The organism is Bacillus nitroreducens (assembly GCF_964021195.1).
In genome coordinates this window covers 175083-192102 of the sequence record NZ_CAXHYI020000001.1, presented here as the reverse complement: position 1 = coordinate 192102, position 17020 = coordinate 175083, and the positions used below count along the sequence as shown (strand labels likewise).

General features: G+C 39.8%; 19 protein-coding genes. 16 read left to right on the top strand and 3 right to left on the bottom strand.

Annotation, left to right across the window (positions count from 1 at the left end):
- Nucleotides 1-32 precede the first annotated feature (32 nt).
- From ACWPVE_RS01005 to mdh, 16 genes are all read left to right on the top strand, one after another.
- Nucleotides 33-1451: a sensor histidine kinase gene (locus tag ACWPVE_RS01005; protein ID WP_453990033.1), complete on the top strand. Its 1419-nt coding sequence runs from the start codon at nt 33-35 to the stop codon at nt 1449-1451.
- 2 nt (nt 1452-1453) lie between these two features.
- The gene (locus ACWPVE_RS01000; RefSeq protein ID WP_453990031.1) at nt 1454-2026 is read left to right on the top strand and encodes an ANTAR domain-containing response regulator; all 573 of its coding nucleotides are present in this window, start codon (nt 1454-1456) and stop codon (nt 2024-2026) included.
- Between the two features lie 163 nt (nt 2027-2189).
- Complete coding sequence (eutH, locus tag ACWPVE_RS00995; protein ID WP_453990029.1) at nt 2190-3461, top strand: ethanolamine utilization protein EutH; 1272 nt, start codon at nt 2190-2192, stop codon at nt 3459-3461.
- An 18-nt stretch (nt 3462-3479) separates the two neighbouring features.
- Nucleotides 3480-3821: an ethanolamine utilization microcompartment protein EutS gene (gene eutS / locus ACWPVE_RS00990; RefSeq protein ID WP_453990027.1), complete on the top strand. Its 342-nt coding sequence runs from the start codon at nt 3480-3482 to the stop codon at nt 3819-3821.
- 12 nt (nt 3822-3833) lie between these two features.
- Nucleotides 3834-4334: a EutP/PduV family microcompartment system protein gene (locus tag ACWPVE_RS00985; protein ID WP_453990025.1), complete on the top strand. Its 501-nt coding sequence runs from the start codon at nt 3834-3836 to the stop codon at nt 4332-4334.
- A 148-nt stretch (nt 4335-4482) separates the two neighbouring features.
- A complete protein-coding gene (locus ACWPVE_RS00980; protein ID WP_453990824.1) occupies nt 4483-5928 on the top strand; it encodes an ethanolamine ammonia-lyase reactivating factor EutA in 1446 nt (481 codons plus the stop codon).
- 16 nt (nt 5929-5944) lie between these two features.
- The gene (locus tag ACWPVE_RS00975; protein WP_453990023.1) at nt 5945-7309 is read left to right on the top strand and encodes an ethanolamine ammonia-lyase subunit EutB; all 1365 of its coding nucleotides are present in this window, start codon (nt 5945-5947) and stop codon (nt 7307-7309) included.
- Between the two features lie 12 nt (nt 7310-7321).
- A complete protein-coding gene (gene eutC / locus ACWPVE_RS00970) occupies nt 7322-8332 on the top strand; it encodes an ethanolamine ammonia-lyase subunit EutC (RefSeq protein ID WP_453990021.1) in 1011 nt (336 codons plus the stop codon).
- A gap of 12 nt (nt 8333-8344) precedes the next feature.
- Entirely contained in the window at nt 8345-8998 is a 654-nt protein-coding gene (gene eutL, locus ACWPVE_RS00965) for an ethanolamine utilization microcompartment protein EutL (RefSeq protein WP_453990019.1), read from the top strand.
- A gap of 19 nt (nt 8999-9017) precedes the next feature.
- Nucleotides 9018-10547 (top strand): acetaldehyde dehydrogenase (acetylating), encoded by a 1530-nt coding sequence (locus ACWPVE_RS00960; RefSeq protein ID WP_453990017.1) that lies wholly within the window; start codon nt 9018-9020, stop codon nt 10545-10547.
- 28 nt (nt 10548-10575) lie between these two features.
- Nucleotides 10576-10869, top strand: coding sequence for a BMC domain-containing protein (locus ACWPVE_RS00955; RefSeq protein ID WP_453990015.1), 294 nt, complete (start codon nt 10576-10578; stop codon nt 10867-10869).
- A 27-nt stretch (nt 10870-10896) separates the two neighbouring features.
- Nucleotides 10897-11553, top strand: coding sequence for a phosphate propanoyltransferase (gene pduL, locus ACWPVE_RS00950; protein ID WP_453990014.1), 657 nt, complete (start codon nt 10897-10899; stop codon nt 11551-11553).
- On the top strand, nt 11550-12227 hold the full coding sequence (locus ACWPVE_RS00945; protein ID WP_453990012.1) for a hypothetical protein: 678 nt from the start codon (nt 11550-11552) through the stop codon (nt 12225-12227). Before pduL ends, ACWPVE_RS00945 begins: the two co-directional genes overlap by 4 nt.
- On the top strand, nt 12228-12506 hold the full coding sequence (locus tag ACWPVE_RS00940; RefSeq protein WP_453990010.1) for a EutN/CcmL family microcompartment protein: 279 nt from the start codon (nt 12228-12230) through the stop codon (nt 12504-12506).
- Nucleotides 12507-12508: 2 nt separating this feature from the next.
- Nucleotides 12509-12928, top strand: a complete 420-nt coding sequence (locus tag ACWPVE_RS00935; protein WP_453990008.1) for a BMC domain-containing protein — start codon at nt 12509-12511, stop codon at nt 12926-12928.
- A gap of 45 nt (nt 12929-12973) precedes the next feature.
- A complete protein-coding gene (gene mdh, locus ACWPVE_RS00930) occupies nt 12974-13918 on the top strand; it encodes a malate dehydrogenase (RefSeq protein ID WP_453990006.1) in 945 nt (314 codons plus the stop codon).
- A gap of 101 nt (nt 13919-14019) precedes the next feature.
- Here mdh and ACWPVE_RS00925 read toward each other — a convergent pair whose 3' ends face one another.
- From ACWPVE_RS00925 to ACWPVE_RS00915, 3 genes are all read right to left on the bottom strand, one after another.
- Complete coding sequence (locus tag ACWPVE_RS00925) at nt 14020-15339, bottom strand: short-chain fatty acid transporter (protein ID WP_453990004.1); 1320 nt, start codon at nt 15337-15339, stop codon at nt 14020-14022.
- A 177-nt stretch (nt 15340-15516) separates the two neighbouring features.
- Nucleotides 15517-16416, bottom strand: coding sequence for a DUF4349 domain-containing protein (locus ACWPVE_RS00920; RefSeq protein WP_453990001.1), 900 nt, complete (start codon nt 16414-16416; stop codon nt 15517-15519).
- A 331-nt stretch (nt 16417-16747) separates the two neighbouring features.
- Nucleotides 16748-17014, bottom strand: coding sequence for a zinc ribbon domain-containing protein (locus tag ACWPVE_RS00915; RefSeq protein WP_453989999.1), 267 nt, complete (start codon nt 17012-17014; stop codon nt 16748-16750).
- Between the last annotated feature and the right edge of the window lie 6 nt (nt 17015-17020).

The following is a 17020-nucleotide window of genomic DNA, read 5'->3' as shown; positions in this document are numbered from 1 at the left end:
ATTGCTCTCAATAGAAATAGGAGATAAGTACTATGACAAACAACAAGATTGAAGAGTTGTGTACCCTCCACACAAATCTATCTGAGGAAGACATTGAAATAATTAAAGGTGTAGCTACGAATTTAGGCTTGATTGCAGATTTAAACAGGGCAAATGTATTTGTTGATTGCCTTACCAAAGAGGGAAAACATGCAATCGTCGTAGCGGAAGCTTCGCCAACAACTACTAAATCAATCTATTCAAAACCTATTGTTGGTAAATTTGCGTATGATGTTTTTGAACCTTCTGTATTGTCTTCTTTGAAGACAGGAAAACCCATTTTTCTAAATCGTGCCTTAACACAAGAGGGTAGAACCGTAAATCAGAGCGTTGTCCCAATCAAAAATAGTAGGGATAAGGTTATCGGTACCTTAATCATGGAAAAAGATATCACAGAACAGTTAAAAACACAGGAAAAAATGGAAGCGTTATCAGAGGCGACCGAGACTTTGAGCGAAATTTTGGTTGGAATCACACAAAATCGTCCAATCATTCCAGAAATGCTTGAAGAATCTCTGTTCTTACTTAATGATCGGGGTAGAATTGTGTATTGCAATCCTTCCGCATCAAATTTAATCCAAGAGACTTATCTGGATGGTCATTGGGTTGATCGAAAGTTGATTGAGTTTTTTCCCGAAATCAATCGCATTCTTGAAGATCCAGAAGACCTTCTTATCAAAGAACTAACCATTCTAAATCGGGTTTTTCAAGTGAAAAAGATCAGACTATCTTTGAAGGAAAGTGAATACGGTTTCTTTGTCATCTTAAAGAATATAACAGAATTACGAGAAAAAGAGCGTGAACTGATCGTGAAGTCAGTTGCGATTCGAGAAATTCATCATCGTGTGAAAAATAATCTCCAAACGATAGCAAGTCTACTACGTTTACAAATGAGAAGAGGGCTTCCTGAAGAAAGTAAAATTCATTTTGAGGAAAGTCTCAATCGAATCACAAGTATTGCGTCTGTATATGAAATTATTCTATCGAATTCAACGGTAGATGATGTGGATCTCTATCAATTGATTGAAAAAATTGGAAATGCACTTGTGATGGAATCAGGGGTAGATATGAATATTTCGATTTCATATTCTGGCCCAAATATACAAATCAAATCCGATAAAGCTGTAACTGTTGCACTCGTTGTCAATGAATTAATCCAAAACTGTGTAAAACATGCATTTAAAACAATTGAATTTGGCGAAATAGAGGTCTTATTACAGCAAATGGACGGTCAAATTATGGTTCAAGTAATCGATAATGGGGAGGGTTATTCACCTCCATCCAAAACATCATTAGGGTTAGATATTGTGCAGACCCTCATTGAACATGATTTGTCAGGTCAATTTAAGATTCAGAAGGCTGAAAATGGGACTGTTGCTTCAGTTGTTTTCCCGTTAAAGGAGGGAAATTAGGCATGAAAAAAAGGGTATTGGTGGTTGAGGATGAGTCGATTACTCGGATGGATATTGCAATGATGCTTGAGGAAAATGGCTATGAAGTCGTTGGGCAAGCTAGCAATGGTGAAGTGGCATTAGAAAAGGCTTTCTCGCTGAACCCTGATCTAATCATTATGGATATTAAAATGCCTAAATTAAATGGTTTAAAAGCAAGTGAAATTATCTCAAAAAAGTTACATACTCCTATACTGATTTTAACGGCGTACAGTCAGCGTGAATACATTGATAAAGCAAAGCAAGCAAATATTATGGGTTACCTAGTGAAACCTATTACAGAGGCGAACTTAATTCCAGCTGTGGAAATTGCCTTAAGACAAGCAGAAAATGCTCATTCATATCGTGAACAAGTACAGAATATGAATAAACAACTACAGGAAAGAAAAGTAGTTGAAAAAGCCAAAGGAATTATCATGAAAAAGTTTAATGTTCACGAAGATGAGGCATATAAAAAAATGAGAAAGATTAGCATGAATAAACAGGTTACTCTGGAGAAGGTAGCAAAGCAGATCATATTAAAATATGATGTGTAACATTTTTTACAAGTGAATAGACGAAGCAAAGGCGCTGTAACGGTATAATCCATCATTATACCGTACAGTGCCTTTTTGTCTTTTTATAGGGTGTCGATCTTGTAAAAAATATACGTATTCTCCATCTATATAAAATAAAAACGAAGAACAGGGAGTGAATTGTATGGAAATGGTAGGGCAAATTGTCATTTATATCATCATGCTTTGTGCGGTTGCAGGAGCTGTAGCTGCAATTCGAAACAGTGATGATGGTTTGGGCGCTCAATTTATGGAAGGATTACATGCGGTTGGTCATATTTTTGTACCTGCTGCGGGAATTATGGCATCCATTCCATATTTATCTTGGTTCATTGATAAAGTATTTGGCCCCGTCTTTTCAGCGATTGGAGCAGATCCTGCGATCGCAGCGACGTCTATTCTAGCAACCGATATGGGAGGCTACCAATTAGCGGATGTCTTAAAAGAAACCCATGAAGGCTGGATCATGGCCATGATTGTTGGATTTATGGCTGGGGCAACCATTGTCTTCTCGATTCCAATGGGTCTAGCCATGCTTGACAAACGTGACCATAAATATATGGCGCTTGGAGTCATGGCAGGGGTATTAACGATACCAATTGGTGCACTCATTTCAAGTTCAATTATTTTATTTACAAACTCAGCGGTACGAGATTTTATCTCTACATCGGGTGATGCAACTTATCAATTTGCCATCGGTTTTGGTCAAATTTTATTAAACTTAAGTCCTTTAATCATATTTGTCGTACTGATTGCAGCTGGATTATATTTCCTACCAGATTTAATGATCAGAGGGTTCATGTTGTTTGGACGATTGATGGATGCAGCCATTAAGCTTGTACTTGTCTTCTCGATTGTTGAAATTTTCACAGGGTTCTTCTCAACAGTGTTTGGTGCATGGGGATTCGATCCAATCATGGCTGATGCAGACGATCAATTCCGAGCTCTAGAAACAGCGGGTTATATCGGGATTATGTTAGCAGGTGCATTCCCGATGGTTTATTTACTACAGAAGTATGCAGGAGGTCCACTTGAGGCACTAGGAAGAAAGCTTGGCTTGAGTAAAGAAGGAAGTGCTGGGTTGATTGCGACAATTGCCAATATCCTCGCGATGTTTAAGCTAGTCAAAACAATGCCACCAAAAGATAAAGTAATCAATATTGCATTCGGTGTGTGTGCTGCTTTCTTACTTGGAGATCACTTATCTTTCACAGCAAATTTCCAACCTACATTAATTCTTCCAATTATTGTTGGTAAAATCTCTGCTGGTGCCATTGGTATTGGTTTAGCGTATTGGTTATCCGTACCAAAGGCATTGGAATTAGAGAAGAAAGATCGTGAAGCAGGAATCATTGGAAAAGACGAGTATTTACCGAAGGAAGAAATAGTAGAAGAAAAACGCAGCTTAGAGGCATAAACCAAGGAGGTTGTCAGATTGAGTGAAGATAAAAAACGATTTATTCAAGAATTTGTTCCAGGCAAACAGGTTACATTAAGTCACTTAATCGCGAACCCAGGCCCTGATATGTTTGAAAAATTAGGCATACAGCAAGCAGGAGCTATTGGTATTCTCACATTAACTCCAAGTGAAACCGTGATCATTGCAGGCGATCTTGCAACGAAAGCGGCAGATGTTGAAATTGGCTTTTTAGACCGCTTTACTGGGAGTCTCGTAATTGTTGGAACCGTATCTTCCGTCGAAATGGCCATGGAGGAGATTAATAGATTTTTATCAGAAACGTTAAAATATACCCCAGCAGCCATTACTAAATCATAAAGGAGTAGTAAGATGACTAGAAAAAATAGAGCGATGTTAATTGGTTCGATTGGGGCTGGGAAATCTACGTTAACAAATGCTCTTCTAGGTCGAGAAGTTAAAGCGGTTAAAACGCAAGCATTAGTATATTACGACTGGATTGTGGATACACCTGGTGAGTACACGGAAAACCCGTTATATTATAAAAATATAATGGCGACATCACTGGAAGTGACCCATGTATTGTTTTTACAGGATGCGACAAGGAACAAAACGATTTTCCCGCCAGGTTTTAGTACAGGTATGAATAAACTCCCAATTGGGGTCGTGACAAAAAGTGATTCTGAAAAAGCTGATATTGATTCAGCGATTCAACAATTAAAACGAGTGATACCAAACGGACCAATAGTCATTAGTTCCTCTATGACAGGTAAAGGTATTCAGGAGATTAAGGATCTGGTAAACTGTCATACGATGCGAGATATGAAAGAATATGCTCAATTAAACAAAAGTGAATCACTGATTTTTGATTGAAAACCTTTACATTTAAAAAATAATAGATTATAATATTACTATAACAAATGAATGTACTAGGCAAAGGCGCCTTATATAATCTGTCAACCTGACAGATTGTATAGGGTGCCTTTTTTATTTTTTAGAAGCTTGGAATGAGGTGAGTTACATCAAAAAGTATCAGCCTCAAAGTGAGGAAATATTAAGTGCTGGCATTGATATTGGGACCAGTACGACGAAGATTGTGATTAGTCGATTTTCATTAATGAATATGGCTGGCGGTACGCATATGCCACGAATTGAGATAGTGAATAAAAAGGTCATCCATCGAAGCCCAATCTATCGAACGCCATTATTGAATGCAACCACCATCAATATTGAGGAAGTCGAAGAACTTGTCAAAAAGGAATATGAAAAGGCGAGTATTACCGCAAACGATATTAAAACAGGGGCAGTCATTATCACTGGTGAAACAGCAACAAAACAAAATGCCCAACAAATGGTTCATCAACTATCCGATCATGCTGGTGATTTTCTAGTCGCAACTGCAGGACCAGATCTAGAGGGGATTATTGCCGCAAAAGGTTCAGGCGCATTTGAGTTTTCGAAAAAAACAGGAAAAGTGATTGCCAATATCGATATCGGTGGTGGAACGGCAAACGTAGCGGTCTATAAATCAGGGAAACTATGTGGAACATGTACGCTACATATTGGCGGACGTCTAATTGAATATAGTCAGGCAAGAGTGAGAAGTATTTCTCCACCAATTCGAGAGCTATTTACTCAATGGGGCGTTTCAGTTGAAGAAGGAGATGCCAAAAACAAGTCTGTAGAGAAAAAGCTAACGGACTATATGGCAAATGTTCTTTCTAGAATGCTAGAAAGAAGACTGACGGACTCAGATAAAGTCCTGCTTTTAGGACATGAGCCAAATTGGAATGAAGAAATTGAAACGATCATGTTCTCAGGCGGGATTAGTGAGTGTATCTATCGTCAGGAATCCGCATCTACAAGTGAAACTCACTATGACGATATCGGAGAAACGCTAGCTAGTTCATTAAAAGAAAGTAAAGAGTTAGCTAAATGGACTTGGATTCATCCCGATGAGACTGTACGAGCAACAGTACTGGGTGCTGGGACACAAACGACTGAAATTAGTGGCGCAACCATCCAGGTGGACAGCCATGACTTACCGCTAAGAAACTTACCTGTTTATCAAGTTCCATTAGGCAACAACTTAGAGACAGGATTGAAGCAACTCGTAAAGTCGGTTGAACAGGCAAATGAAATGTATGACCCAAATAAAGAGGGACAAAACTTTGCCTTGTATTTTACAGAGATCCCATATTTAAGCTTTAAGGATATCCAATCATTTGCCAGAGCCATTTTGGATGCAATGAAAGAAAAAGTAAACACCAAACAGCCACTCGTTATCGTTCTTGAAAGTGATCATGCAAAGGCATTAGGGCAAACATTGAAAGTTCAACGTCCATCACAAAGTATCATTTGTATTGATCAAATTCGGGTGGAACATGGTGACTACATTGACATTGGGCATCTTCTACAAACGAGTGTAGTTCCAGTCGTGATAAAAACCTTAACATTCCACCATTAAGGAAGGAGGGGGCCAAATGAGGCTAAAAACGAATTACTTAGGTAAAGTTTATCAATTTCATTCACTAAAAGATTTATTTGCAAAAGCAAACGAAGAAAAATCAGGAGACCGTTTAGCTGGTATTGCAGCTGAAACCGTACAAGAACGGATTGCTGCCAAAGAAGTACTTAGTCAATTGACACTTTCAGATATTCGGGAAAATCCACTTCTCCCTCCTGAAAAGGATGAAGTATCAAAAATCATTGAAAGTCAGGTAAAAGAGCCCGTCTATCAATCAATTAAAAATTGGTCTGTAGCAGAGTTACGAGAATTTATTTTAAATGATGAGGTAACAGGTGAGGATCTGAAACGCCTGAGTTTAGGGTTAAATAGTGAAATGATTGCAGCCGTTACAAAAATCATGTCCAACCTCGACCTGGTACATGCTGCAAATAAAGTAGAAATTATCACAAAATGTAATATTGCAATTGGACACAAAGGAACCCTTGCATCCCGTCTTCAACCAAACCATCCAACAGATCATGTAGAAGGTATTATTGCTTCATTAAAAGAGGGACTTTCTTATGGAATTGGAGATGCTGTGATCGGGATAAATCCTGTAGATGATTCTGTTGAAAGTGTCAAACGAATGCTACATGCGACACATGATTTTATTGAAGAGTGGCAAATACCAACCCAAAACTGTGTATTAGCACACGTAACCACACAAATGAAAGCGATTGAACAAGGAGCGCCAGCAGATATGATTTTCCAAAGTATCGCTGGAACGGAAGCTGCCAATCGTTCCTTCGGGATTTCAGCAACCATGCTTGAGGAAGCGAGGGACATGGCTAAAACCTTAGGAACTGGAACGGGTCCACAATGCTTATACTTTGAAACAGGGCAAGGTTCTGAATTATCAGCAGAAGCTCATTTTGGAATCGATCAAATGACATTAGAATCGAGAAACTATGGTTTTGCGCGTTACTATGACCCATACATCGTCAACACGGTTGTTGGGTTTATCGGCCCAGAATACTTGTATAACAACAAGCAGGTAATCAGAGCAGGGTTAGAGGACCACTTTATGGGGAAAATGCATGGAATTCCGATGGGTGTGGATATTTGTTACACCAACCATATTAAAGCCGACCAAAATGATATTGAAGATTTGAGTGTTCTTTTGACTGCGGCAGGAGTGAATTTTGTCATCGCTACACCAATGGGGGATGATTGCATGCTTAACTATCAATCACTCAGTTACCATGACGTAGCGACATTGAGACAAACATTGAACAAAGGGGCGTCCCCACTATTTGCGGAATGGCTGGAAAAAATGGGCATATTTGAAAATGGAAAACTGAGCAAAATTGCTGGAGATCCAACCATTTTTTCACGTTAGGAGTTGAATCAAATGAATGCAGAGCTAATTGAGATGGTCACGAAGCTCGTGATTGAAAAGTTAGAACAAGAAGGCACGGATCAACAACAGTCCGTAGATGATAAACAAAAAGAAACTGCTGTTACATTCTGGGATCATTCTTCCCATTCAAAAAAGAAAAAGACCGTTACGTCTACAGTTCAAGAAGAGAGTGTGGAATCTGGTGGCGATGTTATTCACATTAAGCCCTATACCAATCATTCAGAGGTTCCAACCGAACAGGAACAAGAAGTACCAACTAGCCTTGAGACATCAATCGGAATTGAAAACCCTAAAAATCCTGATGAGCTAAAGGAATTAGTGTCAAAAACACCTGCTCGAATTGGGATTGGAAGAGCGGGTCTTCGTCCCAAAACGAATACATGGTTGAAGTTTAGATATGACCACGCTGCAGCTGTAGATGCAGTCTATGGAACGGTGAATGATCAACTCTTAGAAACCTTGGATTTATTTAAGGTGGAAACGAAGGTAAATGATAAAGAGGTTTATATACGCAGACCTGATTTTGGAAGGAAATTATCAGATGAAGCCAAGAAGACCATTCTTGAGAAATGCAAGAAAAACCCAACTGTTCAAATCATTGTATCTGATGGGTTAAGCTCAAGCGCAGTCGAAGAAAATGTGGAAGATGTGTATCTCTCTTTACAACAATCGTTGAAAAGTCTTGGCATTGATACGGGGACCCCTTTTTATATTGAAAAAGGCAGAGTCGCCGTAATGGATGATGTTGGTGAGGTCCTTCAACCAGATGTTGTCGTTCTCTTAATTGGTGAACGCCCTGGACTGGTTAGTGCGGAGTCATTGAGCGCATACCTGTGTTACAGGCCAAGAATCGGAACGATAGAAGCCGATCGGATGGTTATTTCAAACATCCATAAGGGAGGTATTCCTCCGGTAGAAGCAGGTGCGTATATCGGAACTGTGATTCAAAAAATACTAAAATATGAAGCTAGTGGCGTATCACTGGTTCAGAAAGAATCATAGGAGGTAATCAATTTGGCTTTAGAACGAATTTATGCTGATATTTTAGCTGTTCGTATCATACCAAATGTAGATCCTGTATTGGGAAAGGAATTAAACCTTGAACCTCATCAGAGAAGTTTGGGAATCTTTACATCAACAGTTGATGATATTGGATACACAGCTTTAGATGAAGCGACGAAACGGGCAGCTGTTGAGGTCGTCTATGCGAAATCGTTTTACGCAGGATCTGCTCATCCGTCAGGTCCTCTATCTGGTGAAATGATCGGGATCTTAGCTGGTCCAACACCAGATGAGGTGAAAAGTGGAATTGAAGCGGTTCTACAAACGGCTGAGACGGATGCTTATTTTGAAGCACTTGATTCTGCCAAAACGCATGCTCTATTTGCGCACGTGATATCAAGTTCTGGTTCTTACCTCTCAAAAGAAGCAGGAATCAATCAAGGAGAACCGATTGCATATTTAATCGCTCCTCCACTTGAAGCTGTATATGGTTTAGATGCAGCATTAAAGGCTGCAGATGTAGAATTAGTGAAGTTTTTTGGACCACCATCTGAAACAAACTTTGGTGGGGGCTTGCTGAGAGGTTCACAATCTGCGTGTAAGGCAGCAGCCGATGCGTTCCGAGATAGTATTCTACGGATTGCTGAAAACCCTTTGAAATTCTAGATAGAAAGGAGTTTATCCTGTGCAATTTGACCAAGATCTCCAATCCATTCAAGAAATGCGCCATGCCGTTAAACGAGCGAAAGAAGCGCAGCAGAAGTACTTGTCCTTCTCGCAGCAGCAGGTTGATGAAATTGTTGAACGGGTCGCAAAAGCTGCTTATTCAAAATCTCTTGAACTTGCAAAAATGGCTGTTGAAGAAACAGGGATGGGTGTTGTTGAGCATAAGAAGATAAAAAATGAAGTCGGTTCGATGGCCGTCTATGAATCTATTAAAGATGAAAAGACAGTTGGAATCATCAATGAGGACAGAGCAAATAGAATAACTGAAATAGCGTATCCCTTCGGAGTGGTAGCTGGGATTATCCCCACAACAAACCCTACTTCGACAGCTATTTTCAAGGCATTGATTTCCCTGAAAACAAGAAATGCCATTGTTGTCAGTCCACATCCACGTGCCGTGAAATGTACAGTTGAGGCATTAAAAATTTGTGAACAAGCAGCGATTGAAGCGGGAGCACCAGAAGGGCTAATTGGTTGGATTTCAAACCCTTCGATGGCTGCAACCTCTGAATTAATGAAACATCGTGATATTAACGTGATTTTAGCAACGGGCGGCGGTGGTTTAGTAAGGGCTGCCTATAGTTCTGGCAAACCAGCTTATGGTGTAGGACCAGGAAATGTACCTTGTTATATTGAACGAACAGCCAATGTTGCGAAGGCCGTTTCCATGATTGTGGATAGCAAATCCTTCGATAACGGTACCATTTGTGCAACAGAGCAAGCGCTTGTGGTTGATAAGAGCATTAAAGAAATGGTCATTCGTGAGTTGAAAAACAATGGATCATACATCTTGAACGAAAGTGAAAAAGCAAAGCTAGAAAAACTTATCTCGCCAGATCCAGGAAAATTGAATCCTGCTATTGTCGGTCAAAGTGCCGTTCGAATTGCGGAGATGGCTGGATTTACGGTACCGTCTGATACGAGAATATTAGTGGCTGAAGAAACAAATGTGGGAAAACATGTCCCATTCTCAATCGAAAAGCTATCTCCAATCTTTGGTTTCTACACAGCCAATAGCTATGAAGAAGCAAAAGAATATTGTATTAAGCTTCTCAATATCGGTGGAAGAGGTCATAGTTTAGCCCTTCATACCAATGATGAAAAGGTGGCAAATGAATTTGCCCTCGAAATGCCTGTCTCAAGAATGATGGTTAATACACTTTCGTCAATTGGGGCAGTCGGTGCAACAACAGGATTATTACCATCGTTGACCTTGGGGTGTGGTTCTTTTGGCGGCAATATCACGTCTGATAATGTAACAGCTCGTCACCTGATTAATATCAAGAGAATGGCATATGGAATTAAAGAAGTTTCAATTCCAAAACCATCTCAATCAAATACAAGCATCAAACAAGAAACAAGTAAACCACCAAGTGTGGATGAAATTGTTAAGAATATCTTGAACAAAGTACCATCGAAAAATCAAATCGATGAAAAACAAATAGCCGAAATGGTCAACCAAGTTATCAAAAAATATCAAATGAATTAAAAAAATGAACCTATAGGAGGAATTTAAAATGAGTAGAGAATTAACAGCATTAGGAATGATTGAAACAAAAGGATTAGTGGCATCTGTAGAAGCAGCTGATGCGATGGTAAAGGCAGCTAATGTTCACTTAGTAGGGAAGGTACATGTTGGTGGAGGAATTGTAACAGTTTTAGTTCGAGGGGATGTAGGGGCAGTAAAAGCTGCGACTGACTCTGGAGCTGCTGCGGCTCAACGTGTTGGGGAAGTCATTTCTGTACACGTGATTCCACGTCCACATAATGAATTGGAAAGCATTTTACCAAAATTAGAAATCAAAGAATAATAGACAAATCGGTTAGGAGCATGGAACATGGATCAACGACTCATAGAAACGATTGTAGAGGAAGTTGTTACCCAATTGAATGGGAGAAAGACAAATGCTGATTCCATTCCAATCGCAGTTTCTGCTCGACATTGCCATTTGAGTAAGCGTGATCTTGAAGAACTTTTTGGTGAAGGATTTGAGTTAACTAAAAAGGCGGATTTGTCACAGCCTGGACAATTCGCAGCAAATGAATTCGTAACAATTGTAGGACCAAGAGGCAGCATCGAAAAAGTGCGCATTCTTGGTCCTGCGCGTACTATGACTCAAGTCGAGATTAGTCAAACAGATTCGATTAAGCTTGGTGTAAAACCACCACTTCGTGAGTCTGGTCATCTTGAAGGATCAGCACCTGTTACGATTGTCGGACCTAACGGAAGCATTTACAAAAAAGAAGGGTTAATCATTGCTCAGGCGCATATTCACATGAATCCTGATGATGCACAAAGACAAGGTGTAGAAGATGGAGAATATGTGAAGATTGAGATCGAAGGCGAACGACCAATAACTTTTGGTAAGGTGCTCATTCGTGTTTCACCAAAATACAAACTCGAAATGCATGTCGATACAGATGAAGCCAATGCTGGGTTTATAAAGGGGAAAACATTTGGGAGAATTGTGAAATATGAGGAGAACAGATCATGATTGATCGAGAGATGATTGAACGAATTGTAGGAGAAGTAGTGGCGAGATTATCGACTGAGAATTCCCAGATACAAGCAGTCGAAAAACCAAATTTACTAGTGGTTGGAGATATTTCATTTGCAGAGCCTGAACAATTATCGAAATTACAAGCAAAATGGTCGATTAGTACGTATGTCGGCAAGGAAAAAGTAAGATTGGATGAGATCAGTCATGTCCTATTTATGCACGCCACACAGGACCTGCTTGTAAAAGGAGCTTTGGGAATCTTTGACACACCTGAGAGCAAATTACTTTCTCGATGTTTGATGGAGTCAACTCCAGTTACAATTGTACCCACTATCTATTTAGAAGACCATTTATTTTCCAAGAGTCCCATTAATCATGCCTATGTTGCTCAATTAAGAGGATATATGGAAACACTCGAAAAATTTGGAGCAAGGGTTGACAAGTTTGAGAGATTTGTAGAAACAAAGAATGAAGCCACTGCTCTAAAGCAGGAGAATCAGCCAGCATCCAATAAGAAAAAGATTTTGACAAGGCGTGATATACAGGATTGTAAAGGCAATCTCATTGAGGTGGATGCTAATACCATTATTACACCGCTAGCGAGAGATACGGCGAGAGAAATGCAAATAGACATCAGGATACTTGATTCAAAAGGGGCGAACAGGTAAATGGAATTAGGGACAGTGATAGGAAACGTTTGGGCTACAAGGAAAGAAGATGAGTTACAAGGATTAAAATTCTTAATTGTGCAACCTGAACATGCAGACCGCACGAATGTTGGCGTTCCATTTGTTGCAGTAGATAGAATTGGAGCTGGCTTTGGTGATCAGGTTCTTGTCACGCGTGGAAGCGCAGCTGCGAATCTATCTAGTGAAAAAAAGATACCAATAGATGCCCTGATTATAGGAATTATAGATTCGGTTGATGTAGAAAAAGAGGTGAAATGAACGTGGGTAGAGCACTAGGAATGATTGAAACGAGAGGATTAGTCGGTTCGATTGAGGCAGCAGATGCGATGTTAAAATCGGCTGATGTGACATTGGTTAAACAAGAAAAGGTCGATGCAGCCCTTGTTACAGTTTTAGTTCAAGGGGATGTGAGTGCTGTCCAAGCTGCAGTTGATGCTGGAAAAGAGGCGGCGAAAAGAGTCGGAGAACTGGTTTCGGCACATGTCATCCCACATCCAGATGAATCAATCAACTCTTCATTATTTGTTGAGCAGAAGGAAGAAAAAGAAAAAAACGCACCAAAAACGACAAAATCAACAACAAAACGAAATACAAGAAACACGAAAAAGAATGCAACGAATGCCAAGACTGAAACAACGAAAGCTGAGCCTAAGCTAGATGAAGAAAAATCAGAAGAATAGGTCTCTAATTGACTAGACAACATGACAGAGAACGGAGGGAGAAACATGGCGTTTACACGAAGAAAATTAGCTGTCATAGGTGCAGGCTTTACGGGTGCAACAGCTGCTCTGATGCTTGCTCAAAAAGAGCTAGGAGATGTTGTATTAGTTGATATTCCTTCACAATCAAATCCTACAAAAGGAAAAGCCCTTGATTTGCTAGAGGCAAGTCCAGTCCAACGATTTAATGCAAACATTACTGGAACCTCTAATTATGAAGACATACAAGATGCTGATCTCGTCCTCATTACCGCAGGTCTTCCACGTAAACCAGGAATGAGCCGCGATGATTTAGTCGCTACAAATGAAAAAATTATGATAGAGGTTTCTAAAAATATTAAGAAATATGCGCCGAATAGTTATATTCTTGTACTAAGTAATCCAGTTGATGCGATGACCTATGTGTGTTACAAAACAACAGGTTTTCCAAAAAATCGAGTAATTGGCCAGTCAGGTGTACTGGATACAGCGCGTTTCAATACGTTTGTTGCGGAGGAATTAGGCATTTCAATTGAAGATATCTCAGGATTTGTTCTAGGCGGACATGGAGATGATATGGTTCCACTGGTTCGTTACTCTTATGCAGGTGGAATTCCTCTTGAAAAGCTCCTCCCAGCTGAACGAATCGAAGCAATCGTAGAAAGGACACGTAAAGGTGGGGGCGAAATCGTTAACTTGTTGGGGCAAGGAAGCGCCTATTATGCACCAGCTGCTTCGATGGTTGAAATGGCTGAAGCCATTCTTAAAGATAAAAAACGCATCTTACCATCTATTGCTTATCTAGAAGGTGAGTATGGTTTTCACGATATTTACCTAGGTGTTCCGACCATTTTAGGTGGGAATGGTATTGAAAGTGTCATTGAAATTCCGTTAACAAATGATGAAAAACAAGCGCTTGCAAAATCCGCACAATCTGTAAAAAATGTCTTGAGTATATTGGAAACAAAGTAAATGAGTTTATGGATTGTCAAATATCATAACTAAAAAGACCACTATTAAGAAAAAGTGGTCTTTTCTAATGCTTACATCTTTAATTGTCAAATCGCAACATCTCAGTACACAAAATAAATCAAAATCGACGTCACAATCCCAATCCACACACTTAGTAAAATACAGTATCCCATAATATGACGGATATGGAGGCCAACAATACTTAAGATAGGTAGAGCCCAGAACGGTTGGATGAGGTTCGTCCAAGCATCTCCCCAGCCCACCGCCATAGCGACAACAGCCGGATCAGCCCCGAGTTCCAATCCTGCAGGTACTTGAAGAGGACCTTGTAACGCCCATTGTCCGCCACCCGATGGCGCTAAGATATTGACAAGGCCAGCTGTCCAGTACGTAAAGACACCGAACGATTCGGCACTAGACACGGACGCCATGCCTTGAATGATTTGATCAGCCAGACCTGAGCTTCCAAGTAGTGCGATAATCCCCGCATAGAAAGGGAATTGTAGAATGATCGGCGAGATTGAACCAGCAGCTTCTTTAAAGGCTTTCCCGTATTGGGCAAGAGAACGGTGAAAAATCAGTCCCAATGATAGAAACAAAAGATTAATGAGATTCAAGTTTAAATCGATACTATTCGAGAATTGTAGCACTACATAAACGATACCGACTAATCCAATAAGAATTCCGAGGATAGGTGTGTGTTCTAGACGGTATGCGGGAGTATTTGTTTCCCCTGTATCTTCCAATGTTGATTGAGAAGTCGTCTCGGTTTTTGCTTGATATGGAATGATATTCTTTTTTGGAGCCATTAATAGGATAAAGATAGGAATTGTGATGAGTAGTGTAAGGAAAATAATGATCGTTCCTGGGTGAAAGATGGTTTCAGAGGTTGGGATGACTCCCATTACATCGGCTAGAAAGTGATCCTTTGTTGCAATCGTTAGAAGGATTGAGCTTGAAAGCCCAGCTGTATATAGGACAGTAGGAGCATAGGCACATGCGACCAATAATGGAAAATGAGCATTTTTATTTCGTTTTCCCACCTCGCGAGCGACGATAGCGCCGACAACAACAGCGAGTCCCCAGTTAATATAATACGCAGCGGCCGAGATTAAGAACGTAAATAAATATGCCTTTGTTGCCGTGTTTGCTTTAGCTGAGATGGCCTCTAATCCTCTTCGGATAAAAGGAACAGAAGCTAGCACCATCCCCGTCATAAGCAACAAGACCATCTGCATCGTAAACGCTAAATACGTCCAGAAACCATCTCCATATGACTGAAACAAATTCATAGGGTCAGCGGGAGTTGTAAAAAAGGCTAAGATAAAAACGAATAAGGTCATGATTACGGCGATGACAAACGCATCAGGCAAATACCGCTGAATCACACGTGAGAAACGCTCTGACACTCTGTTTAACATGTATCATCCCTCCTTTTTTATTACCAAAAGTATGAGGGGAGATGGTGTTTTATGCCATAGGTATAAAGGGGGAAACGCGAAGTGGTCAATGTTTTTAGTTTTCTTCATCGAATAAGTATATTCATTTGGAGGGAGGTACCTAAACTGGCGATGTTTAGGCACCTAGTTAACTATCATCTATTCTTTTCGTTTCCTTTTTCGATAGACAATCCAAAGAACAAATATAATAACAATTGGAACGATGATAGGGGATAGCCCAACGAGTAGTACAACCACACCTGAAAATACGGAAATGATTCCGTTAATTGTATCGACAAATAGACTTTTTCCTTTTTGCCATGTATTCAAGGAATCGTTCCCTTTGATGGAATCAATCTTCACTAATTGTTCTTCTAGATAAATCGTAACGGTGGAATAGTCTACATTGTTCTTTAAATATTTCATTCTTCCTTGAATTTGCTCTTTTTCTTCTTGTACTCTTGAAAGGTCGTTCGAGATTTTTAAGAGATCCTCTGTTTTCGTGGCTTGTTCCATTAAGGTTAAGAGCCTATTTTCTACAGCTTCTTTTGCTTTTAAGCGGGACTCGAGGTCCACAAATTCTTCACTGACATCATTACCTGTAATGCTTTTCTGCACCACTTTTATACTCTTTTTTTCTATTTCGGTTAAGTATGATTGAAAATAGGACTGTGGAACTTTAAGAATAATCGTTCCAGTAATCGATTCTGAATCATGGTCATATGTCGTTGATTCTACGATATATCCACCAAGCTCAGTCGCTTTCTGCTGGATGTCTGCGGCCACAGCATAATAATCTTTCACTTCTATCGATAGATTGGCATGGTAGATAAACATTCGGTCATGATTCATGCTCTCACCAATATCGTTACCTACAACTGCATCTTTAGCTTCAACAGGTCGATCCACCATCACGTTCTCTTCACGAATGTCCGTCCGAGCCATTTCTGGCTGTGGTGCAGCCATATCCATACTTTTACTTTCTGAACCTTGACCACTACATCCAGCTATGAATAGTAAGAATATCATCAATATTAGGTTAAGGAACCATTTCTTCATCATTTTCCCCCTAGCTCTATTTACCAATTAGACGGATGTTTTTATAAATGGTTACAGTGATTGGATGAAAATCCATACTCTTCAAGATTGAAATCCGACCAAACAAAGGGGGGATCCTGATATAAAACAATGCCTATTATCTGCACTATGAAAAATTTCAACAACAAAAAGGTAGAAAGCATGAGATATCTTGCATTGGAAAATACTGTTGTAATGGTATATAGAAGGGGAAAAATGGTATTTGTTAAGTTATTTAGAGTAAAACAAACGTAGTCCCAAGTGAATTACACTTGGGACTATATTAACTTGTGAGAGATTTTTGATTCTGATTTTATAATTGCCACGGTCGACCTGAAGGTTTTGGATTTTTCCTTGGTGTCGTTCCGAGTTCTTCCCTTGTCATTCGACGTGGCTCAATTCCTTTTTCAATTCTAGTACGTATTTCTTTTGAGTAAGAAAATAGATTGGGAGGAAAGAAAACTCGTTTTGATTCTAATAGACATGATGGGCATTCTGCGGTTGCTCGATTACCAGTGCTAGATTTAAAAAAAAGGGTAAATTCGCCACATTCTTTGCAGTGAAATGTATAACTTGGCACGATTGA